The organism is Thermohahella caldifontis (genome assembly GCF_041153465.1).
GTDB lineage: Bacteria > Pseudomonadota > Gammaproteobacteria > Pseudomonadales > Oleiphilaceae > Thermohahella > Thermohahella caldifontis.
Genome location: NZ_CP154858.1, coordinates 2,763,098 through 2,784,016 on the forward strand (window position 1 = coordinate 2,763,098; position 20,919 = coordinate 2,784,016).

Genomic DNA, 20,919 nt, shown 5'->3' on the forward strand with positions numbered 1-20,919 from the left:
TTTACTGCCCCTCCTTCCGGAACATCTTCAGCATGCGCTGGGTCACGGCAAAGCCGCCGAACACGTTGATACTGGCCACCAGAACGGCTGCAGAGGCCAGTACGGTCACCAGTGTATTGTCACTGCCCACCTGCAGCAGTGCGCCCACGACAATGATGCCACTGATGGCATTGGTCACACTCATCAGCGGTGTGTGCAGGGCATGGGTCACGTTCCAGACCACGTAATAGCCGACCACGATGGAGAGCACGAAGACGGTGAAGTGAGACAGGAAGGCGGCGGGTGCCACGGAAGCCACCCAGAGGAATGCCAGTGAGGCGGCTGCCACACCCACGGGCTTGACCCACGCCGGCGTCGGTTTCTCTTCCTTCACTACCGGCTTGGCATCCGTCTTGGCCTGGGGAGCGGCACTGACACTGATGGGAGGCGGCGGCCAGGTGATTTCACCGCTCTTGACGACAGTAACGCCACGAATGACTTCGTCGTCAAAGTTGATGACGATTTCACCGTTCTTCTCGGGCGTCAGCAACTTGATGAAGTTGGTCAGGTTGTTGGCAAACAGCAGGCTGGACTGCTTTGGCAGGCGCGAGGGCAGATCGGTGTAACCAATGATCTTGACACCATGCACCTCGTAAACCTCACCCGGACGGGTCAGTTCGCAGTTTCCGCCACCGGCGGCAGCCAGATCCACAATGACGCTGCCCGGCTTCATGGATTCCACCATTTCCCTGGTGATGAGTCGGGGGCAGGCTTGCCCGGAATCATGGCGGTGGTGATGATGATGTCCACTTCCTTGGCCTGCTGCGCAAAGAGCTCCATTTCCGCCTTGATGAAGGCTTCACTCATCACCTTGGCATATCCGTCGGAGCTTGAGCCATCTTCCTCGAAGTCCAGCTCAAGAAACTGTGCGCCCATGCTTTCGATCTGTTCCTTGACCTCGGGACGGGTATCGAATGCGCGGACAATGGCGCCCAGGCTCACGGCTGTGCCAATGGCGGCCAGGCCGGCGACACCTGCACCGATGACCATGACCTTGGCGGGCGGTACCTTGCCTGCAGCGGTGATCTGGCCGGTGAAGAAGCGGCCGAATTCGTGAGCAGCCTCGATCACGGCACGGTAACCGGCGATATTGGCCTGGGAGCTGAGAATATCCATGGACTGGGCGCGTGAAATCCGGGGTACGGCGTCCATGGCGAACACGGTCAGGCCCAGTTCGGCGGCCTTCTTGAGCAGCGCCTCGTTCTGAGCAGGCTGAATGATGCTCATGAGGGCGGCACCGCGCTTCATGCGCTCCAGCTCCTGCTCCGTGGGCTTGTTGACCTTGATGACCAGATCCGACTGCCAGGCCTCGTCACCGCTGACAATGCGGGCGCCGGCTTCCACGTACACCTCATCTTCAAAGCCGGCCTTGGTTCCGGCCCCGGCTTCCACCACGACCTCGTATCCCAGCTTGATAAGCTGCTCGACCGAGGGCGGGGTACCCGCAACGCGGCGTTCACCCGCCAGCGTTTCTGAAACGATACCGATTTGCATGATTTTCCTCGTAGACCGCTGAGTCATGTCCAGTTGTGTGATTTTCGGAGTACGTATAATTACATAAGCGAAAGGGAAGTCAAGGAAAGGCGTTACGATCTGTAACGGCATTACAGAGACTGGATATTTTCGACGTTTTCCGCCACATTGGAGCGGGCGGTTGTAAATATTTTACAAGGCTTGGGAGAATATGACATGCGTATCGCCTGGCTTGGAACAGGATTGATGGGGCAGCCCATGGCCAGCCGGCTGGCTGCCGCCGGCCACGAGCTGATTTTGTGGAACCGCACCCGGGAAAAGGCCCGGGCGCTGGCGGACCGTATTGGCGCGCAGGTGGCGGACACTCCCGCCCGTGCCGTCGGGCATGCGGAGGTGGTATGCACCATGCTGGAGAACGGGCCGGTGGTGGAGCAGGTGCTGGTGGAAGGGGGTGTCCTGGATGCGGTGGCTGAAGGCACGCTGCTGGCAGACATGAGTTCCATCGAGCCCGCACGGGCACGGCGCCTGCATTCGCTGGCGCTTGAGTCGGGCGGCCGGTTTGTGGACGCGCCGGTTTCCGGCGGGACGGTGGGGGCTGAAGCCGGCCGGCTTTCCATCATGGCCGGCGGCCTGAAAGCGGATGTCGAGGCGCTCGAACCCGTCTGGCGCTGTCTGGGGAAGATGACGTATATCGGTCCGCCAGGCAGCGGGCAGCTGGCCAAGCTGGCCAATCAGGCCATTGTCGGCATCACCATTGGGGCGGTGTCCGAGGCTCTGTTGCTGGCGGCGGAGGGTGGTGCGGACCCGGCAGCCGTTCGGGAAGCCCTGATGGGGGGCTTTGCTTCCAGTCGTATACTGGATCTGCACGGACAGCGCATGCTGACGCGCAATTTCGAACCCGGCGCGCCGGCAAGAATTCAGCTCAAGGACATGCACATGATTCTGGACGAGGCAAGACAGCAGGGCCTGACGCTGCCGCTGAGTGCCCGGGTTCTGGAACTCTATCGGGAGCTGGTGGCGGATGGACGCGGAGAGGTGGATCACAGTGGCCTGCTGCTGGCGCTGGAGCATCTGAACGGCACCCGGTTGCCCGACGCTGGCGGGATGAACGAACAGTAATGGCAGGGGATATTGCAACGCAGTAAGGTTCACCCCACATATATATCACGCATACCGAGGATACTGTATTGAGCTGGTGGGGCAAGGTTCTGGGAGGCTCGCTGGGGTGGGCGCTGGGCGGACCGCTCGGTGCGCTCATTGGCGCGGCACTGGGGCATACCTGGGATCGCGGGCTGTCGGATATGCCCGAATGGGCGGCACGCGAGAATGTCGCACGCCAGGAACGCATACAGGCCGCATTCTTTACGGCCCTGTTCGGCGTGCTGGGGCACCTGGCCAAGGCGGATGGCCGGGTCAGCAAGGATGAAATCGACGCGGCCAGCCAGATCATGGATCAGCTGGGGCTGGATACGGAGCAGCGGGCATTTGCCCGGAATCTGTTTCGTGAAGGCAAGTCGCCGGACTTTGACCTGGATGCGGTGCTGACCCAATTCCGTGCGGAGGCGGGGCGCCGTGTGAGCGTCAATCAGGCCTTCATGGAGGCCCTTCTGGTGCTTGCGCTGGCGGACGGGGAGCTTCACCCGGGCGAGCAGGCCATCCTGCTGCGGGTTGCCGATGCGCTGGGCTTCAGCCGATTCCAGTTTGAAGCACTGCTTGCCATGGTGGTGGCCCGGCAGGGTTACCGGTATCATCAGTATCAGGGGTATTCCGAACGTCATGTGCCGGAGCCGGATATCCGTCAGGCCTATCAGGTGCTGGGGGTAGAGGAAACGGCCTCGGATGACGAGATCCGCAAGGCGTACCGCCGGCTCATCAGCCAGCATCATCCGGACAGGTTGATCGCCAGGGGCGTGCCGGAAGAAATGATCCGGCTGGCCAACGAACAAACGGCCCGCATTCGCGAGGCCTACGAGCAGATACGTGCCCATCGCAAGAGGAGACACTGAGATGGCTCGAATACTCATTATTGAAGACGACAAGGAAGTGGCCAACTACCTGCGCAAGGGGCTGGAAGAATCCGGCTACAGTGTGGACTGGGCGGATAACGGCAAGGATGGGCTCAGCATGGCGACCAGCGAGGACTATGACACCCTGATCGTGGATCGCATGTTGCCGGGTCTGGATGGCCTCAGCGTGATCCGCATGCTGCGTGCCGGCGGCAAGAATACCCCGGTACTTGTGCTCAGTGCGCTGGGTGAAGTGGATGACCGGGTCGAGGGACTCAAGGCCGGCGGTGACGATTACCTGACCAAACCCTTTTCGTTCAGTGAGCTGCTGGCACGGATCGAGGCGCTCAATCGCCGCAAGGCCGCTTCTGCTGATGTGGTCACCAAGCTCAGGGTGGCGGATCTGGAAATGGACCTGCTGGCGCGGACGGTCAAGCGTGCCGGCAAGAAAATCGACCTGCAGCCGCGGGAATTCAGACTGCTGGAATACTTCATGCGCAATCCGGGACAGGTGCTGACCCGAACCATGTTGCTGGAGAAAGTCTGGGACTACCATTTCGATCCCCAGACCAACGTCATCGACGTGCATATCAGCCGCTTGCGGGCCAAGATCGACAAGGAGTTCGATACACCGCTGCTGCATACCATCCGCGGTGCGGGGTACGTCCTGCGTGAAACGCCCTAAGCTGCTCGCCAGCTCCACGTTTCAGCTGACTCTGGTCTATATCGTCCTGTTCGGGGCCTCGGTCATGCTCCTGATGGGGTACCTGTACTGGGCCACGATCGGCTTCATGTCGGACCAGATTGACGCCACCGTGGAGGCGGAAATCAAGGGATTGGCCGAGCAGTATCGTCGTCAGGGCATCGGTGGGCTCATCAGTGTCATCAACGAACGCGTGTTGCGCAATCCGAAGGGGGAAGCCCTGTATCTGCTGGTCAACCGGGACGGGTTTCCGCTGGCCGGCAATCTGGAGCAGTGGCCTTCGGCCGTCGAGGACGGGGATGGCTGGATCAGTTTCTATCTCACGGGGGCCCCGTTGGGGTCCGAGCTGCCTCATGTTGCCCGGGCCCGTGTGATCAATGTGCAGGGCCACTATCAGCTCCTGGTGGGGCGGGATATCTACAATCTGCTGGCTGTCCGGGCACTGATTGAGCGCTCGCTGGTCTGGGGCGTGGGGATCACCGTGGCACTGGCGCTGCTGGGCGGTGCCTTCATGGCGCGGAGTGTGCGCCGCCGGCTTGAGGTGATCAATCAGACAACACGTCGAATACGCAGTGGGGATCTGTCCTTGCGGATTCCGCGTACCCACAGCGGAGACGAGTTCGACGAGCTGGCAGAACACCTGAACAAGATGCTGGATCAGCTTGAGCAGCTCATGGAGGGCATTCGTCATGTGACCCACAATATCGCACATGACCTGCGTACACCTCTGACCCGTCTGCGCAACCGGCTGGAATTTCTGTCACGGGAACCGGCATCGGAGCAGGTGAGGGAGCAGATCGGCGAGATCATCGAGGAAGCAGACCAACTGCTCAATACGTTCAATGCCCTGCTGCGCATCAGCCGGATCGAGAGCGGCGGCTACGCTTCCCAGTTTGAACGGGTGGAGCTGGGGCCCTTGTTGTCCGATTGTGCCGAGCTTTATGAAGCGCTGGCAGCCGAAAAACATCAGACGCTGGTTCTGGACCTGCAGAGCGGTATTTACGTCATGGCAGACCGGGATCTGCTCTTTCAGGCTGTGGTCAACTTGCTGGACAATGCCATCAAGTATTCACCCGAGGGGGGCAGCATTGGCCTTCAGCTGAGAGGCTTCAAAAACGCCATCATCAGCGTCTGGGATCAGGGAGAGGGGATACCGGAAAGCGAACGTTCAAAGGTGACCGAGCGTTTCTACCGGATCGACAAGGATCGCAGCACGCCGGGAAACGGGCTGGGCCTGAGCATGGTGAAGGCGGTTGTGGAAATGCACGGCGGTACACTGGAGCTCAAGGACAACGACCCCGGGTTGCGGGTCAATATCATCCTGCCCCGGGCAGAAGAAAGCGGGCGGCCGAATGGCCGGGGCGAAACACCGGCACTGCCGCCCACTCAGGCCTGAAGGAATCAGTTCAGGCGGGCACGCACGGTTTCAACGACGGTGCGGGCCGGCATAAGCGCCAGGTCTGCTGCCTTTTCAACCAGATTTTCCACATCCTGACGGGTTTTTTCCACCGTATAGCGGATGCGGTCGATCTTCGCCTGGGCACTGTCCAGCTCGCCTTCCAGTCGCTTCTGCTCTGCCATGACGAAGGCAATCGCCGTGTGACGGTTGAAGTTGGGCGTGATGCCGAAGCGATCCAGTTCATAACCCAGCGTATCAATGCCTGAGAGCACCTGATCGGCCAGTTTCTTGATGTTCATTGTCGTATGTCCCCATTCTTTGTCTCTACTGCGGTTACCCTATCCTGCGCCATTAGGTGACGCAACCTAATTGCACCGGGAGCTGTCCGATTTGTAACGCTCAGGCAACCTTGCGGCAAGGTGTCCCGTGTTCTAATGACAATCAAGAGGTGCAAGGTGTTGTCAGGCACGCCCTCTGGTTGAGTTGAGCACGCAAGCCACTGCCGAGAGATTGCCCCCGGATGATTGCCGGGGTTTTTTTTGCGTGGAGAATATGGAGTACAATACCCGGCCCTCAGGAGCTCCGGACGCATGAACAAGACACTGAATTACAGAGCCGTACTGGCCGGGCTGGCCGTCAACCTGCTGGGATCGTTCATCGGATCGATCCTGGTGCTTAATGTCTATGCGTCACGGCTGGTCAGCAGCGGCATGACCACGGCCGAGGTGGAAAAGGCGATCATGGATGCACTCATGAATCCGAATGATCATGCCGGACTCTTTCTCGCCCTGCTGGCAACCGGAGCCGTGTTCGACGCCCTGTCCGGCTACGTCACTGCCCGCCGGGCGGGTTATCTGGAACTCTGGCATGTGCTGGCTCTGGTCGGATTGCTGGCGGTGATGCAGGTCGGAGCCGGCGTGGTGGGTGGAGGTGTGACGGTCTGGTACTGGCTGGCACTGATTTCCACCATTGCTGCCGCATTCTGGGGTGGCTGGCGCGCCAAGATCCGGCGGCTGAAAGTGGAGTCCGGGACATGAGTCAGCCGCGCTACATCACCCCGGAAGGGGAACGCAGGCTGCGCGAGGAGCTGCAGTATCTGTGGAAGGTGAAGCGTCCTGAAGTGACTCAGGCGGTGCGTGAGGCGGCCGCCATGGGTGATCGTTCCGAGAATGCGGAGTACATCTACGGCAAGAAACAGCTCCGGGAGATTGACCGCCGCATCCGCTTCCTCAGCAAGCGACTGGAAGAAGTGCAGGTGGTGGATCGCCTGCCGGACGATACGTCACGCGTGTTTTTCGGTGCCTGGGTCACCCTCGAAGACGAGGATGGCAACACACACCGTTATCGTATTGTGGGGGCGGACGAGCTGGATCTGGCCCGGGGCTATATCAGCGTGAACTCCCCGCTGGCCCGGTGCCTGCTCAAGCGCACCGTTGATGATGAAGTGACCGTGCGCACCCCCGAAGGCGAAAGGACGTACTGGATCCTGGCGGTTGACTATACGGCGCCGGAAGACTGACATGTGGTCTGTCACCTGGCTGCTGCGGGTGACCCTGGTCATTGTCGTCCTGCTGCTGCTCTTGCTGGACATTGGCCCGACGGCGGCGGACAGCCGCCTCTATCAGACCCTCTGGGACTTCGGTCATCCCCTCGCCTTTGGCCTGCTTGCGGTGCTCCTGCCGCGCCGCTGTCTGTTCAAGGGCGGGCTGGCGCTGGTGTGTCTGGCAGCCGTGGTGGAGGTGGTTCAGGGCTGGACGGGGCGTACCCCCTCATTGCACGACGTGCTGACGTCCGGAGCAGGCACTGCTGTGGTGGTGGCGTGGCGCTCTGGGCACCGTATGCTCGTGATGACCGCACTGGCGGCTCTGGCGCTGGCCACGGGGCCGCTCTGGCGCAATCTGGCGGATGAATGGATGATGCGACGGGAGCTTCCGGAGCTCATCTCTCCCGACTCCCCCTGGGCGGCATCGCGGTGGCGGCGGCCCCTGGAAAAGGTCTCCGGCCCGGATGGCCGTGTGGCCTGGGTTACCCGGCTTGAGAATCGTTACAACGGTGCCTGGTTGCGTCACCTGTATCCGGACTGGCGTGGCTATCGGGCTCTCGAGATCCGACTGATCCTGGATCAGCCGGTATCACTGACCCTCCGCATTGATGACCGTCAGCACTGGGACAACGGCCAGCCGGTGACGGACCGTCTCAATCTCACCTGGGCGCTGGCGGCAGGCGAGCATCGGCTTCAGGTACCGCTGAACCAGATCGCGCAGGCGCCTCAGGGGCGGTTGATGGATCTGTCCCGGATTCAGTCGGTGTATCTCTTTGTGCCGGCTGCACCGCAAAAACCCGCGCGACTTCGCATCCTGGGGCTCAGACTGATTAAATGATGCACGCTTGTGCGCTGAATCACAGAAACTTGCCCCGGATCGTCAAAAAATTGAACCCGTGAAAATAGTACGCGTGTTCAATTCATTTCGGGAGAGGCATCATGGCCAATCGTCACCTGTTCTTGCTGGGAATCTGTCTTGGCGCCGCGGTGCAGGCATGGGCCGGCAGCACGGATCTGCTGGAAGATGAGGCAACACGCCGTTTTGAAAAGTCCACTCCGGAAACCATCCCGTTCCAGCCGCTGGAAGGGGAAGCGCTGGCCGATGCGGCGATTGACGGTGCACTGGATGCGCCGGCTGCGGGGGAATCACTGGAGGTTCCTGATGCGCTGAAGCCTGACGCTCCCAGCCGCGAGGAAGTGGTGCCGGATCAGTCGGTGAATCAGGACCGGCGCTTCATTCCGGTGAAGTTTGACCTCCGTCCCCCTCCCATGCCCGTGGAAGGCCGCACCTACAACCAGGTTTACCGAACTCGCCAGTACTGAAGTCAATCCGGAGCCAGGTACACCCGCCGTTACCCCTTTCATGAAACGGGCAGCGGGGCGGCCTGTTCCTCTTGGGAAACGGCGGTGTCTTCAGGCGCTGAGACTGTTCTCTTCGTCCAGTTGGGCGGAGAGTCTGGGCCGGATGATGGAAAAGAAGTACTGAAGTGCCCGGAGCGCCTGCTTCTGCCTGGCCTGGGAGGCGCTCAGCTGCTGCCTGACATGGTGCATGAATCCGTTGACATCCTGCTCGTCGAGCCGCTCGATGGGCTTGCCCTGATTCAGCCACAGAAAACGCTCAATCCAGTGCGTGTAGGTGTTGACGGTGCGATCCTGCAGGTGCTCGGCCTGCAGCAGTTCGCGAATGGTGCGGATAACCTGATCGTTCAGAACGTCAGCACTTTGCGGCATGTTCCCTTAACCCCATTGACCTTGTTGTTATCATTTTGGACCGCATTCTATTACAGGCATCCGGCCCTGTCCAAAACATGACGGCTTTTTCATCCTCATGTGAGTTGGTGCACATTTTGAAAAATTGAACAAACGCAAAAACGGGGCTGTTCGCTGACACAGCGTTCAGGATCAGTGAGTTAGGCGCCTCATCCGTTGGGACTATATCCCCCGTCCGATACGATTCTTTCAGCAATCTCTGTAACCTGATGATATATAAATAAAAATGTATCGTTGTGTGAACGGGCTGTAACTAAATGTATCCACAAAAATGTGGAGCATTTTTCATTTATTGACATGAATTGTCTGAAATGTGAGCAAGGTGGCAAACGGGAAAAGTGCCCCCTTTGAAGACAGCGCAACCGGTTTAACAATGATGAATATCAAAAATAAAGGTGTGGGATCAGCTGTACACCATAAAAGGAGGCTCAACATGAAGTGGACACGTATCCTGCCGGGACCCTGGTGGATCCTGCTTGTCACGGTCCTGATCGGAGGCTGCGGGGGCAACTACTCCGGCATGCCTGAAACGGAAACGTCGACCGATGCGACGGCCGTACTCTGTGATACCCCCACAGCGGTGACCTCGGTGACGTCCGTCATTTCGGGGCCGGGGCAGTCACTGTACGCCGAGCAGTGCGAGAGCTGTCATGGCAGTCAGGGAGAAGGTACGGCCAGCGGACCCAGCCTCAAGGGCTGTACGTCCTGTTCCGATGCGGATACCCTGACCAATCGCATCGCGACCACCATGCCCACGGCGGATGTGAGCCAGTGTGATGTGGACTGTGCCAAGGCCGTGGCCGATTACATCCTGGGCAGTTTCTCCAGCCAGAATACCGCTCAGGCGGCGGCCTGTGTGGCCACCAACTTTACCCTGGCGGACGAGCAGGAGACGCTGTACAAGGCATCGCTCAACCTGACGGGCGAACTGCCTCCGGCCAGTGTGGGTTCTGCCAGGGCGGTGGCGTCCGCAGACCTGGATCAGGCGCTGGACGAGATCCTGAATCGTCCCGGATTCTACGAGCGCCTGATGGAGATCTATAACGATCTGCTGCATCAGGACAAGTACCTGCCCTGGGAAGATGCCCTCAATCTGCTGGACAGCAACGACTGGCCCACCCGCAAGTGGTACAACGATGCGGTCAGCTCCGAAGGCTTTGAAGGCGATGAAAAGAGATGGCGTGACAACCTGCGCAACTGGCTGCGCAAGCAGACCAATGAAGCGGTGGCGCGTGAGGCCCTGCAGCTGATCGCCCATGTGGTGCGGGAGAACCGTCCCTTCACGGAAATTCTTACTGCCGATTACACTCTGGTCAATGCCTATTCGGCACGTGCCTATGGGCTGAACGTGAGCGGGTTCCGGCGCCTGGAAACACCCCCCTTTGAAGGTTACGAGAATCTGCCGCCGGAGCTGCAGGCACTGGCCCAGTATGATCCGACCGATTTCCGTGAGGTCAGGCTGACCATTGCGGGCGGAGACTATGCCGGCACACCCATTCCTCATGCGGGCATTCTGACTTCTGCCATGTTTCTCAACCGCTTCCCCACAACGCGGACCAACCTGAACCGTCACCGTGCACGGATGGTCTTCCAGTTTTTCCTGGATACGGACATTCTCCAGATTCCCGGTGCGCGCCCCGATCAGGCGGTGGATACCGAGAATTCTTCTCCGACACTGACCAACCCGTCGTGCGTGTCCTGTCACAAGATCATGGATCCGGTGGCTTCCACCTTCCAAAACTGGGATGAGCGGGGTCGGTACCGCAAGCGTCGCCTCTCCCGTGATGGCTGGCCTTCGGACATGTACTATCGTGGTCTGAACGGCAAGCTGATGCCCATCGAGCAATACATTGACTCTTCGCTGGTCTGGCTGGGCAAGGAACTGGTCAAGGATGCGCGGTTTGCCCGTGCCACGGTCAAGACCCTGTTCACGGGGATCACGGGCCAGGAGGTGCTGCTGCCACCGGGCGATGATGTGCCTGCGGAGGATCCGAAACGTGTGGCCTATGAGGCACAGCGTGCGCATCTGGCCGAGGTGGAGCGGGCACTGATTGAGTCGGGATGGAATCTCAAGGCTGCAGTCAAGTCCATCATCAAGGGGCCCTTCTATCGCGCCAAGGCGGTTGTGGGCAATGCAGAAAAGTTCGCGCTCGTGGGCGGCGCACAACTGCTGACACCCGAGATGCTGGATCGCAAGATCACCGCGGTGACAGGCTATCCGTGGAAAGACAGCTGGGCTTCCCAGACCAAGCTGGACAAGCTCAACAGTGGTGGATACAACGCCTTGTACGGTGGCATGAACTCGGATGAAACCACCACCCGCCTGCGCCATCCCAACGGGCTCATGGCGGCCGTCCAGAAGCGCATGGCCAGCGAGGTGGCCTGCAACGTGCTGGCCAAGGATTTCCATAAGCCGGTTGCCCAGCGCCTGCTGTTCCCGCATGTGGAAACCACCACCGTTCTCTACGATGAGAATGGCAACTATCTGCCGGAGAACGAGGCGCTGATTCGCAAGAATCTGGCACATCTGATGTGGCAGCTCTGGGGTCAGAAGCCCGAAGAAAGTGGACAGGATATCGACGATGCCTTCAGCCTGTACCGCTCCGTGGTGGATACCGGCAGGGCAGCCATCGAGGCAGAGCCTCGCAACTGGGGGCTGAAGTATCTGCATGGTGCCTGCAGGCTGACCAAGGATCCGGAAACCGGTGAGGCGCTGGCGGACGAGGACAAGATCGAGCGGGATGACGATTTTGCCCTGAGAGGCTGGCAGGCCGTGCTCAACTACATGCTGGCCGACTACCGGTTCCTGTACGAATAACGCCGCAAGGGAGACAGAAAAATGAATCGCAGACTTTTCATGAAACTCATGGCGGCGACGGGCATGGCGTTCTCCATGCCGCTGACCTCCCGGCCGGCGCTGGCCGCCACACCGGATCGCTTCTGGGTCATGGTTCACGCCGGCGGTGGCTGGGATCCCACCAGCCTGATCGATCCCAAGGGGGATGCGGAGCGCGAAGATGGTCGTGGGCCGGTCAACCACTATGCCGCTGCAGATATCCGCCAGGTGGGCAATGTCCGTTACGCACCGGTACCGACAACGGGTGTGAACAATGCTGCGGCCATCCAGCAGGTGTTTGATGACTTTTTCAGCACCCTGGGGCCGAACCTGCTGGTCGTGAACGGGATTGATACCCAGACCAACAGCCATACCATTGGTACGCGCACCGTGTGGAGCGGCTCCAACAACATGGGGCAGCCTGCCTTTGCCGCGATGGTTGCCGCGGCGTCTGGTGGTGACCTGCCCATGCCGTTTGTCACCAATGGCGGCTATGACCATACGGACGGGCTGGTGGGCGCGTCCCGGGTTTCCGGCAGTGGACAGTTCACACGACTGGCCTACCCGAATCGCTACAATCCCGGCCGCGATAATGACCTGTATCTGCCCGGCGAACTGTATGCCCTGGTTGAAGAGGCGCGTCAGGACAGGCTGCGTGCCCTGCAGCAGCGGGAGCCCTTGCCCCAGCGCCGCCGGCTGGTCAGCGAACTCTTCGGCGCCCGGGTGGGTGACAACAGTCTGGAGCGCATTGTGGACAAGCTGCCTTCGCGCATTTCCGGCGGGATCAAGGGGCAGGCGGAAATGGCCGCTGCATCCTTTGCCGCGGGGCTGGCGGTCAGCGCCAACCTGGTGACGGGCGGCTTTGACACCCATGGCAACCATGACAACAACCACTATCGTTCGCTGTCCACCTTGCTGGACGGGCTGATGCACCTCTGGAGCGAGCTGGAGCGTCAGGGTGTGGCAGACCGGACGACCGTTCTGGTCGGCTCGGACTTTGGTCGCACACCCTACTACAACGGTGGCAATGGCAAGGATCACTGGAACGTGACCAGCATGATGGCCTTTGGTGCGGGGATTAGCGGCAACCGTGTCATCGGCGGGACGTCAGCCGACTTCCGGGCGCTCAGGGTGAAGAACACGTCTACACTTGAGTTGGAACCGGATCCCAAGGGTGACGGGTTGACGCTGACCACCGCTCACATCCACAAGTCGCTGCGGCGTGCTGCAGGGCTCGAGGGAACGGAGCTGGACCGCAAATATCCCATCGGTGTGGAACAACTGGCCCTTTTCGGCTGAATACGCAAGGCAGGAGACAACGTGTTGAAAACATTCTGCAAACCCGTACAGGCCATCCTGATGGTGGTCTTTCTGCTGGTCGGTTTCGCGCAGGCGAAACCCGCCCCCGACTTCGATCTGCCCGGCCTGTATGGCGAGCGCGTGAGGCTCGCTGATTATCGCGGCCAGGTGGTCTACGTGGACTTCTGGGCCAGCTGGTGTGGCCCCTGCCGCAAGGCGCTGCCGGCGCTGAACGTGCTCAGACAGGAGTTGAAGCAGAAAGGGCCGTTCGAGATTCTGGCGATCAATCTGGATGAAACACCGGAAGATGCGCTGCGTTTTCTGAAAAAGTATCCGGTGGATTATCCGGTTGCTTCGGACAAGGATGCCACGCTGCCACCGCGTTACGGGCTGATCGGCATGCCCACATCCTATCTGGTGGATCAGCAGGGCAATATCGTGGCGGTGCACGAAGGCTTCCGCTCCGCCAATCTGGACGAAATCCGCGAAGCCGTCTTCAAACTCTGGGCGAGGCAGTAAAACGTGAAATCCTTTGTTGTCTGTGCATGTCTGGTCAGCGCGCTGCTGGCCGGGTGTGCGGAAGTCAAGCCGTGGCAGCGCGGTGAGCTGGCACGCACCGAAATGGCGTTTGATCCGGATGCCATGCAGTCTTCCCTGAAAGACCATGTGTACTTCAGCAAGGAAGCCTCCTCCGGCGGGGCGACAGCGGGAGGTGGCGGCTGTGGCTGTAACTGAGACGTCGGGAAAGACCCTGCTGGCGCTGGCCAGCGCAGCCATGGCATTACCCGGCATGCCGACTCAGGCGCGGGCGGACAGCCCGCCTGAAGTGACGACTCTGGGCTATCGCTACTCCCTCTATCGCGAAGATGACATTGAGCCGGGCAAGCTGGCCAGTGGTTCGGGTGAGCGCTACGATATCAACATCCACCAGTTCAGCCTCGGCACTGCCCTGGGGGACGACTGGGGGCTGGCCGTGAACTATCAGCAGGAATCGCTGACGGGGGCATCACCTTTCGGCACCTCGGCGGGTACGGACGGGCAGCCGAAGGTGGTCATGACCGGCGCCAGCATCGAGGAGTTGCGGCGTGACCTGAATGTATCGGCGCGCCGCTACTTCGACTACAGCCAGTTGGGCATGGCACTGGGATACTCCGCCGAAGATGACTATACTGCTTACAGCGTTTCCGCGGATGGCCAGACTACCAGCGAAGACCGGCTCAATACCTGGGGGCTCGGTCTGACTGTCAGTGACGACACCCTTGAACCGACCCAGCAGACCGGCTTCACAAGAGTGACCCGGGAAGACAAGCAAGCCGTGTCCGTGGCGGCCAGTTATACGCGCGTACTGAGTCAGGTGGCCCAGATTCAGACAGGCGTCTCTCTCAAGCGCCTGAGCGGATTTCTGTCGGATCCCTACAAGGCGGTCGATGTGCGGCCTGACGAACGTGTGAGCTGGGCATGGGCGACACGCTACCGGCGCTTCTTCAAGGATCAGAACGCCGCGCTGCATGCGGATTACCGTCTCTACAGTGACGACTGGGGTATCATCTCCCATACCGTGGATCTGGCCTGGTACCAGAACCTGGATGCGAACCTGAGAGTGGTGCCGAGCTTCCGCTATTACACCCAGAGTCAGGCGGATTTCTACTTTCCGACGGACAAGACCAGCCGCACCGGCTATCAGTCCTCGGATCACCGGCTGTCACCCTTCGGTGCCGTGACGGCGGGCATCCGGGTGGAAGCGCATGCCCTGAACTGGAAGGTGGTGATCGGCGCGGAACGTTACATGGCCGATGGCGCCCTGGCACTGGGATCGGTGGAGGTGGAGCATCCGGCCCTGCTCAGCTTCACGCTGGTCACGCTTGGCATGGATTACAGCTTCTAGGTGAGCACCTGTCATCACGTCAGATTCCGGGCGCTGGGCAGCCCCTGTCAGCTGCATCTCTACGGCGATGCCGTCAGGGTGCAGCAGACCGTTGTCCGCGTCCGGGACTGGCTGCGGACCTTTGAGCAGACCTATTCCCGTTTCCGGACTGACAGCCTGCTGGCGCGTATCAACGACCATGCCGGCTCGGACTGGGTCTGTGATGACACGACCGCGGCCCTGATTCAGTACGGGCATGCACTCTGGGAGCAGAGTGACGGGCTCTTTGATCTGACCTCCGGCGTGCTCAGCCGCTGCTGGGATTTTCATGGTCACCAGCTGCCGGATCCCGGGAGGCTTCGGGAAGCCTTGTCTCGCTGTGGCTGGGCGCATGTGCGCTGGGCACCGCCGGTATTGCACATGCCAGAAGGCTTTGCGCTGGACTTCGGGGGGATCGGCAAGGAGTACGCGGTGGACGTGGTGGTCAACCTGTGCCGGGAGCAGGGGATCGAGCATGGCCTGGTGGACTTCGGCGGCGACATTGGTGTCATTGGCCCCCATCCGGATGGCACCGCCTGGCGGATCGGCATCCGTCATCCCCGGCAGCCGGACCGCCCCTGCCTTCACCTTGAACTGGAGGCGGGTGCCATTGCCACGTCGGGTGACTATGAACGCTACCTTGAAGTGGAGGGGGTGCGTTACTGCCACATCCTCAACCCGAAGACCGGCTGGCCGCCGTCCACCTGGGCCAGCATGACCGTTATTGCCGGAAGCTGTCTGATCGCGGGCAGTCTGGCAACGGTGGCCATGCTCAGGGAAGCCGACGCCCCCGGCTGGCTGAACGATACCGGACTGCCCTGGCTCGGCATCCGCCCCGACCTGTCGCGGGCCGGGCCTCTGGCGGATCAGTCCTCCAGATAGGTGTAGCCTGCCAGGCCTTCGTTCACTGCAGTCAGGATGGACTGGGCCGTTTCCGGATCCAGACCCGACGCCCGGATCTTGGCCTCCAGGCGCTCGCGCAGCCGCTCCGGGTCCACGTGCACGTAGCGCAGCACCTTCTCCACGTTGTCTCCCGGCGTGGAACCATTGAGTTCGAAGTCTCCGTCCGGGCGCAGGCGCACGTTGACAGCGTGGGTGTCGCCGAACAGGTTGTGCATGTCGCCCAGAATTTCCTGATAGGCGCCCACCAGGAAGAATCCGTACAGGGCGCCGGGTTGGCACTGACTTTCCGGCACAGGCAGGGTGGTTTCGATCCCGTCGCCATCCACGTACATGTCCAGGCGTCCGTCCGAATCGCAGGTCATGTCCTGAATCACCACGCGCCGGGTCGCCGGTTCGTTCAGATGGGTAATGGGCAGCACCGGAAAGATCTGGTCAATGCCCCAGACATCGGGCAGCGACTGGAACAGGGAGAAGTTCAGGAACAGCTTGTCTGCCAGCTTTTCATTCAGTTCGTCCAGTACCTCCCGGTGGTTGCGGTTGCGAGGGGACAGTTGTGCCCGGACCCGGCTGCAGATGATGCGGTACAGGCGTTCGCCTTCGGCACGGTCGGCCAGGGATGCACTGCCGTGAATGAACAGGGTGTACAGGTCGGAGACGGACAGAGTGGCGTCGTGGTAGATTTCCAGCGGCGAGCGGGTACTGCCGGGAGCGAGCGCCTGACAATCCTCCCAGAGGTTGTGCAGGGGCGCCGGCGCGTCCTCTCCGGGCGGTTGGATGGTGCCGCGGTCGGGCAGGGCGGGCTCGCAGTCCACCACCTGAGTGAGGAGCACGGCATGATGTGCGGTCAGTGCGCGTCCTGATTCGGAAATGATATCCGGTTCCGGCAGCCCGGCCTCGTGACACTGCATCCTGAACGTACGCAGCACATGATACGCGTACTCCGCGAGGGTATAGTTCACCGAGCAGATGGAGCGCGAGCGCGTACCCTCGTAATCCACACCCAGTCCACCGCCGATATCCACGACCCGGATCGGGGCGCCGGCCTCGTACAGCGCACTGTAGAAGCGTGCACATTCACTCAGCCCGGTCTGGATGTCGCGGATGTTGGCGATCTGGGAGCCCAGATGGAAATGGAGCAGCTGTAGGGCGTCCAGATTGCCGGCGTCACGCAGTTTGTCCACAACCGCAAGAATCTGTCCGGCGGACAGGCCGAACTTGGACTTCTCTCCGCCCGTGTTCTGCCAGTTGCCCTTGCCGATGGAGGCCAGCCGGGCACGCAGGCCGAGGCGGGGCTTGACGCCAAGACGGGCGCTTTCTTCCAGCACATAGTCCAGTTCGGTCATCTTCTCCAGGACAATGTACACCTTGTGGCCAAGCTGCTCGCCCATGAGGGCCAGGCGGATGAATTCCCGGTCCTTGTAGCCGTTGCAGACCAGCGTGCTGCCCGCCGGGGCCTTGCCCAGAATGGCCAGAAGTTCCGGCTTGCTGCCGGCTTCCAGCCCGACCTGACCGTTTTCACTGGCGGGTGGACTGTCGATCAGGGTGCTGATGACGTGTTCCTGCTGGTTCACCTTGATCGGATAGACGACCGTGTACCGACCCTCGTATTCCAGCTGTACCCTGGCTTCGTTGAAAGCGGACACCAGGCTGTTGACCCGGTGATGCAGGACGTCATCGAATCGCACCAGCAGCGGCAGGGAAAGTCCAAGCTCGGAGCGTGCCCGGCGGATAACCTCGTCCAGCGGGATCTGCACACTCTTGCGTGCCGGGTCGGGCAGCATGCACAGGCGGCCTGCTTCATCCACTGTACAGTAACCGTTGCTCCACCAGGGGATGTTGTAGGCGTTGAGGACATGGTGATCGGGCATGGTGCGCTCCTGATGTCTGGGCAGGCTATTCTACCGCGGGATCCGGAAGACGCGAAAAGAAAATGATACCTACGGGCAGCCCGCTGCCGCTACAATAGGCCATCACCCAGGAATGCGAATGGAGCAAATGCAGATGAGCGAAATCATGCCGGGCTGGTTTACCGAAATCTTTCAGGACGAGGGGACCGGTTTTTCCCTGAAAATCAAGAAGAAGCTGCATGAAGAGCAGACGCCGTACCAGAAACTCGAGATCTACGAGACCGAAACCTTTGGCAATCTGATGGTACTGGATGGCTGTGTCATGCTCACGACACGGGACAACTTCCTCTACCATGAGATGATGACGCATCCGGCGCTCTTCACGCACCGCAACCCCAAACGGGTGGTGATCATCGGTGGGGGCGACTGCGGCACCCTGAAGGAAGTGCTCAAGCACGACGGCGTGGAAGAAGCCTGGCAGGTGGAGATTGACGAGCGTGTGACCCGCGTTTCCGAAATCTACTTCCCTGAGCTGTGCACCAGCAACGACGATCCGCGCGCCCATTTCTTCTTCGGTGACGGCGTGAAATGGATGCAGGATGCGGTGCCCGGCAGCTTCGATGTCATCATCGTGGACTCCACGGATCCGGTCGGCCCGGCAGAGGGGCTGTTTGCGGAAGATTTCTATCGCACCTGCTGGACGGCGCTGGCAGACGGGGGCATTCTGGTACAGCAATCCGAATCGCCGCTGCTGCACACGGGCACCCTTATCCGCAAGATTCACAAGGACATGCTGGCTGCCGGTTTCGACGCCGTCCGGACGCTGCCGTTCCCGCAGGTAGTTTACCCGACGGGCTGGTGGAGCTGCACCCTGGCCGGCAAGGGCGTTGAGCTGACCGCTTTCCGCGAGGATGACGCGGAAAACCGCGGTTTCCCCACCGAGTACTACAACGCGGGTATCCACCGCGGCGCACTGGCGCTTCCGGAATTCATGAAGCGCGAGCTGACCCACGACTGACAAGGCTCGGTCTCGCCGCCGGCCCGCATCGGCATGTGGAGCCGGCGGCTTGCCCCGCCTTTCTTACCGGCCTTCTGCCGTCTTGCCCCGGGCTGGCCACCGTTGCCGGCCGAGCCGACCTTTGTCCAATAGACGCTTGTCGGGGCCCTGCCTACCATTTCAGCCTCGGAACACTGTCAAACAGAATTCATACAGAACGTGTACTCTGAGCGCTGATAAAGTATTATTCGGCGTACAGGTGTACGCTGAAAGGAGAGCGACGTGATTGAGGCAAAGGTGAGTCCGGAAACAACCGGCAGAACGGAACAGTTTGACCGGCCGGCGCTTGAAGCCAGCGGGCAGGGCGAGCTGTTCGGACCCGGTTATCCGAAACTGCCAACGGGTCCCATGCTCATGGTGGACCGGGTCACGACCATTACGGACGCGGGCGGCAAGTACGGCCTGGGTTACATTGAAGCCGAGCTGGATATCCGGCCCGATCTCTGGTTTTTCCAGTGCCACTTCAAGGATGATCCGGTCATGCCCGGCTGTCTCGGGCTGGATGCCATGTGGCAGCTGGTCGGCTTCTTTCTGGCGTGGAAAGGCCACAAGGGCAAGGGGCGCGCGCTGGGTGTGGGTGAAGTGAAGTTCACCGGTCAGGTATTGCCCGACGCCCGCAATGTCCGCTACCGTATTGATATCAAGCGCGTGATCGCCCGCAAGCTGGTGATGGGGCTGGCGGATGGCGAATTGTACGTGGATGGCGAGCGCATATATACTGCACACGATCTGAAGGTCGGGCTGTTCGCCGACTGACCCGGTCCGACAACGCACAGGTAACGAGGTAAGGCATGAAGCGAGCAGTGATCACCGGTATCGGGATTGTTTCCTGTATCGGGCACAATCAGGACGAAGTGGCGGCCTCCCTGAAGGCGGGCCGCTCCGGTATCCGGTTCAACGAATCCTACAAGGAAGTCGGGTTGCGCAGTCAGGTCAGCGGCTCCATTATGGGCCTGGATCTGGAGGCGCACATTGATCGCAAGCTGCTGCGGTTCATGGGGGATGGCGCGGCCTACGCCTATATCGCCATGCAGCAGGCCGTGGCGGACGCGGGGCTGGACGAGTCACTGATCCGCAGCCCCCGGACGGGCATCATCTGCGGCTCCGGTGGTGCTTCCACCAGCAATGTGGTGGAGTCCGTGGACATCCTGCGCGAGAAGGGCGTCAAGCGCGTCGGTCCGTACCGGGTGCCGCGCACCATGAACAGCTCCGTCAATGCCTGTCTGTCCACGGCCTTTGGCATTACCGGTGTCAATTACTCCATCACCTCGGCCTGCGCCACCAGTGCGCACTGCATCGGTCATGCCTGGGAACAGATCCAGCTGGGCAAGCAGGATATCGTCTTCGCCGGTGGCGGAGAGGAGGAGCACTGGACACTCAGCGTGCTCTTTGATGCCATGGGCGCGCTGTCCAGCAAGTACAACGATCGCCCCGAAGCGGCCAGCCGGCCCTATGATGCGGATCGTGACGGCTTTGTGATCGCCGGTGGCGGTGCCATCGTGGTGGTGGAGGAACTGGAGCATGCCCTGCGTCGCGGGGCACCCATCTATGCGGAACTGGTGGGCTACGGTGCCACTTCTGATGGTGCCGACATGGTGGCGCCTTCCGGTGAGGGCGCTGTCCGCTGCATGAAGCAGGCACTGGCCACGGTCAGGACACCGGTGGACTACCTGAATACCCATGGCACCAGCACCAAGGTGGGGGATATCACGGAGCTCAACGCTGTCCGTGAGGTCTTTGGTGAAAATCTGCCGGCCATCAGTTCGACCAAGTCCATGACCGGGCACAGTCTGGGTGTGGCAGGGGCGCATGAGGCCATCTACAGTCTGCTGATGATGAAGCACGGCTTCATCGCGCCATCCATCAACGTGGAGACGCTGGATGAAGGTGCCGAAGGCGCGCCCATCGTGACCGAGCCGCGGGATGCCACGCTCAATACGGTGATGAGCAACAGCTTCGGTTTCGGCGGCACCAACGCCTCGCTGGTATTCAGCCGTTACGAGGGCTGAAGCAGCACGCCGCGGGCGGCCTGTCCCGTCAGGTGGGCAGCCGGTTCAGGCCGGGGAAACCCGGCCTTGCTGATTGGAAGCCAGAGTGGAAGAAAAAACACTGGTCGACAACGTCACCCGTATTTTGCTGCC

The 20,919-nt window shown here is 60.8% G+C and carries 20 protein-coding genes and 1 pseudogene; 17 read left to right on the plus strand and 4 right to left on the minus strand.

What is annotated here, in order from left to right; translation table 11 throughout:
• Position 1 precedes the first annotated feature (1 nt).
• A pseudogene (locus tag AAIA72_RS13350) lies at positions 2-1,533 on the minus strand (Re/Si-specific NAD(P)(+) transhydrogenase subunit alpha).
• Positions 1,534-1,728: 195 nt separating this feature from the next.
• Between AAIA72_RS13350 and AAIA72_RS13355 the strand changes: the two are divergent.
• The 4 genes from AAIA72_RS13355 (at position 1,729) to AAIA72_RS13370 (ending at position 5,617) form a co-directional block, all read left to right on the plus strand.
• Positions 1,729-2,631 (plus strand): NAD(P)-dependent oxidoreductase, encoded by a 903-nt coding sequence (locus AAIA72_RS13355; protein ID WP_369600798.1) that lies wholly within the window; start codon positions 1,729-1,731, stop codon positions 2,629-2,631.
• A gap of 68 nt (positions 2,632-2,699) precedes the next feature.
• Positions 2,700-3,518 (plus strand): co-chaperone DjlA, encoded by an 819-nt coding sequence (gene djlA / locus AAIA72_RS13360; RefSeq protein ID WP_369600799.1) that lies wholly within the window; start codon positions 2,700-2,702, stop codon positions 3,516-3,518.
• A 1-nt stretch (position 3,519) separates the two neighbouring features.
• Entirely contained in the window at positions 3,520-4,203 is a 684-nt protein-coding gene (locus tag AAIA72_RS13365; RefSeq protein WP_369600800.1) for a response regulator, read from the plus strand.
• Positions 4,190-5,617 (plus strand): ATP-binding protein, encoded by a 1,428-nt coding sequence (locus AAIA72_RS13370; protein WP_369600801.1) that lies wholly within the window; start codon positions 4,190-4,192, stop codon positions 5,615-5,617. Before AAIA72_RS13365 ends, AAIA72_RS13370 begins: the two co-directional genes overlap by 14 nt.
• A gap of 5 nt (positions 5,618-5,622) precedes the next feature.
• On the opposite strand, the gene AAIA72_RS13375 is transcribed toward AAIA72_RS13370, so the two are convergent.
• Positions 5,623-5,919, minus strand: coding sequence for a hypothetical protein (locus AAIA72_RS13375; protein ID WP_369600802.1), 297 nt, complete (start codon positions 5,917-5,919; stop codon positions 5,623-5,625).
• Positions 5,920-6,210: 291 nt separating this feature from the next.
• Between AAIA72_RS13375 and AAIA72_RS13380 the strand changes: the two genes are divergently transcribed.
• The 4 genes from AAIA72_RS13380 to AAIA72_RS13395 all read left to right on the plus strand — a co-directional run bounded on the left by AAIA72_RS13380 (position 6,211) and on the right by AAIA72_RS13395 (position 8,486).
• Positions 6,211-6,657, plus strand: a complete 447-nt coding sequence (locus AAIA72_RS13380; RefSeq protein ID WP_369600803.1) for a hypothetical protein — start codon at positions 6,211-6,213, stop codon at positions 6,655-6,657.
• Entirely contained in the window at positions 6,654-7,139 is a 486-nt protein-coding gene (gene greB, locus AAIA72_RS13385; protein ID WP_369600804.1) for a transcription elongation factor GreB, read from the plus strand. Before AAIA72_RS13380 ends, greB begins: the two co-directional genes overlap by 4 nt.
• A gap of 1 nt (position 7,140) precedes the next feature.
• On the plus strand, positions 7,141-8,001 hold the full coding sequence (locus AAIA72_RS13390) for a hypothetical protein (RefSeq protein WP_369600805.1): 861 nt from the start codon (positions 7,141-7,143) through the stop codon (positions 7,999-8,001).
• A 101-nt stretch (positions 8,002-8,102) separates the two neighbouring features.
• Positions 8,103-8,486: a hypothetical protein gene (locus AAIA72_RS13395; RefSeq protein WP_369600806.1), complete on the plus strand. Its 384-nt coding sequence runs from the start codon at positions 8,103-8,105 to the stop codon at positions 8,484-8,486.
• 90 nt (positions 8,487-8,576) lie between these two features.
• Here the strand turns inward: AAIA72_RS13395 and AAIA72_RS13400 are convergent, their stop codons facing one another.
• Positions 8,577-8,894, minus strand: coding sequence for a site-specific integrase (locus AAIA72_RS13400; RefSeq protein ID WP_369600807.1), 318 nt, complete (start codon positions 8,892-8,894; stop codon positions 8,577-8,579).
• A gap of 472 nt (positions 8,895-9,366) precedes the next feature.
• Between AAIA72_RS13400 and AAIA72_RS13405 the strand changes: the two genes are divergently transcribed.
• The 6 genes from AAIA72_RS13405 to AAIA72_RS13430 are packed head-to-tail and all read left to right on the plus strand — an operon-like array spanning position 9,367 to position 15,853.
• On the plus strand, positions 9,367-11,751 hold the full coding sequence (locus AAIA72_RS13405; protein ID WP_369600808.1) for a DUF1588 domain-containing protein: 2,385 nt from the start codon (positions 9,367-9,369) through the stop codon (positions 11,749-11,751).
• A gap of 21 nt (positions 11,752-11,772) precedes the next feature.
• The gene (locus tag AAIA72_RS13410) at positions 11,773-13,068 is read left to right on the plus strand and encodes a DUF1501 domain-containing protein (protein WP_369600809.1); all 1,296 of its coding nucleotides are present in this window, start codon (positions 11,773-11,775) and stop codon (positions 13,066-13,068) included.
• Positions 13,069-13,089: 21 nt separating this feature from the next.
• Entirely contained in the window at positions 13,090-13,587 is a 498-nt protein-coding gene (locus tag AAIA72_RS13415) for a TlpA family protein disulfide reductase (protein ID WP_369600810.1), read from the plus strand.
• A 3-nt stretch (positions 13,588-13,590) separates the two neighbouring features.
• A complete protein-coding gene (locus tag AAIA72_RS13420; protein ID WP_369600811.1) occupies positions 13,591-13,803 on the plus strand; it encodes a DUF4266 domain-containing protein in 213 nt (70 codons plus the stop codon).
• Positions 13,790-14,953, plus strand: a complete 1,164-nt coding sequence (locus AAIA72_RS13425) for a DUF3570 domain-containing protein (RefSeq protein WP_369600812.1) — start codon at positions 13,790-13,792, stop codon at positions 14,951-14,953. The genes AAIA72_RS13420 and AAIA72_RS13425 overlap by 14 nt, the downstream gene beginning before the upstream one ends.
• Positions 14,954-15,853, plus strand: coding sequence for an FAD:protein FMN transferase (locus AAIA72_RS13430; RefSeq protein ID WP_369600813.1), 900 nt, complete (start codon positions 14,954-14,956; stop codon positions 15,851-15,853). It abuts the gene before it with no gap.
• On the opposite strand, the gene speA is transcribed toward AAIA72_RS13430, so the two are convergent.
• Complete coding sequence (gene speA, locus AAIA72_RS13435; RefSeq protein ID WP_369600814.1) at positions 15,838-17,742, minus strand: biosynthetic arginine decarboxylase; 1,905 nt, start codon at positions 17,740-17,742, stop codon at positions 15,838-15,840. The genes AAIA72_RS13430 and speA overlap by 16 nt on opposite strands.
• A gap of 133 nt (positions 17,743-17,875) precedes the next feature.
• Between speA and speE the strand changes: the two genes are divergently transcribed.
• The 3 genes from speE to fabB all read left to right on the plus strand — a co-directional run bounded on the left by speE (position 17,876) and on the right by fabB (position 20,787).
• Positions 17,876-18,739 (plus strand): polyamine aminopropyltransferase, encoded by an 864-nt coding sequence (gene speE / locus AAIA72_RS13440; protein WP_369603010.1) that lies wholly within the window; start codon positions 17,876-17,878, stop codon positions 18,737-18,739.
• Between the two features lie 276 nt (positions 18,740-19,015).
• Positions 19,016-19,534, plus strand: a complete 519-nt coding sequence (fabA, locus tag AAIA72_RS13445; protein WP_369603011.1) for a bifunctional 3-hydroxydecanoyl-ACP dehydratase/trans-2-decenoyl-ACP isomerase — start codon at positions 19,016-19,018, stop codon at positions 19,532-19,534.
• 35 nt (positions 19,535-19,569) lie between these two features.
• Positions 19,570-20,787: a beta-ketoacyl-ACP synthase I gene (fabB, locus tag AAIA72_RS13450; protein WP_369600815.1), complete on the plus strand. Its 1,218-nt coding sequence runs from the start codon at positions 19,570-19,572 to the stop codon at positions 20,785-20,787.
• Positions 20,788-20,919: the final 132 nt, after the last annotated feature.

Coding starts and splice junctions, on each gene's coding strand:
- AAIA72_RS13380 (WP_369600803.1), top strand. CDS start 6,211: ATGAACAAGACACTGAATTACAGAGCCGTACTGGCCGGGCTGGCCGTC.
- AAIA72_RS13390 (WP_369600805.1), top strand. CDS start 7,141: ATGTGGTCTGTCACCTGGCTGCTGCGGGTGACCCTGGTCATTGTCGTC.
- fabB (WP_369600815.1), top strand. CDS start 19,570: ATGAAGCGAGCAGTGATCACCGGTATCGGGATTGTTTCCTGTATCGGG.
- AAIA72_RS13395 (WP_369600806.1), top strand. CDS start 8,103: ATGGCCAATCGTCACCTGTTCTTGCTGGGAATCTGTCTTGGCGCCGCG.
- AAIA72_RS13400 (WP_369600807.1), bottom strand. CDS start 8,894: ATGCCGCAAAGTGCTGACGTTCTGAACGATCAGGTTATCCGCACCATT.
- AAIA72_RS13355 (WP_369600798.1), top strand. CDS start 1,729: ATGCGTATCGCCTGGCTTGGAACAGGATTGATGGGGCAGCCCATGGCC.
- AAIA72_RS13405 (WP_369600808.1), top strand. CDS start 9,367: ATGAAGTGGACACGTATCCTGCCGGGACCCTGGTGGATCCTGCTTGTC.
- AAIA72_RS13375 (WP_369600802.1), bottom strand. CDS start 5,919: ATGAACATCAAGAAACTGGCCGATCAGGTGCTCTCAGGCATTGATACG.
- AAIA72_RS13410 (WP_369600809.1), top strand. CDS start 11,773: ATGAATCGCAGACTTTTCATGAAACTCATGGCGGCGACGGGCATGGCG.
- speE (WP_369603010.1), top strand. CDS start 17,876: ATGAGCGAAATCATGCCGGGCTGGTTTACCGAAATCTTTCAGGACGAG.
- AAIA72_RS13365 (WP_369600800.1), top strand. CDS start 3,520: ATGGCTCGAATACTCATTATTGAAGACGACAAGGAAGTGGCCAACTAC.
- greB (WP_369600804.1), top strand. CDS start 6,654: ATGAGTCAGCCGCGCTACATCACCCCGGAAGGGGAACGCAGGCTGCGC.
- speA (WP_369600814.1), bottom strand. CDS start 17,742: ATGCCCGATCACCATGTCCTCAACGCCTACAACATCCCCTGGTGGAGC.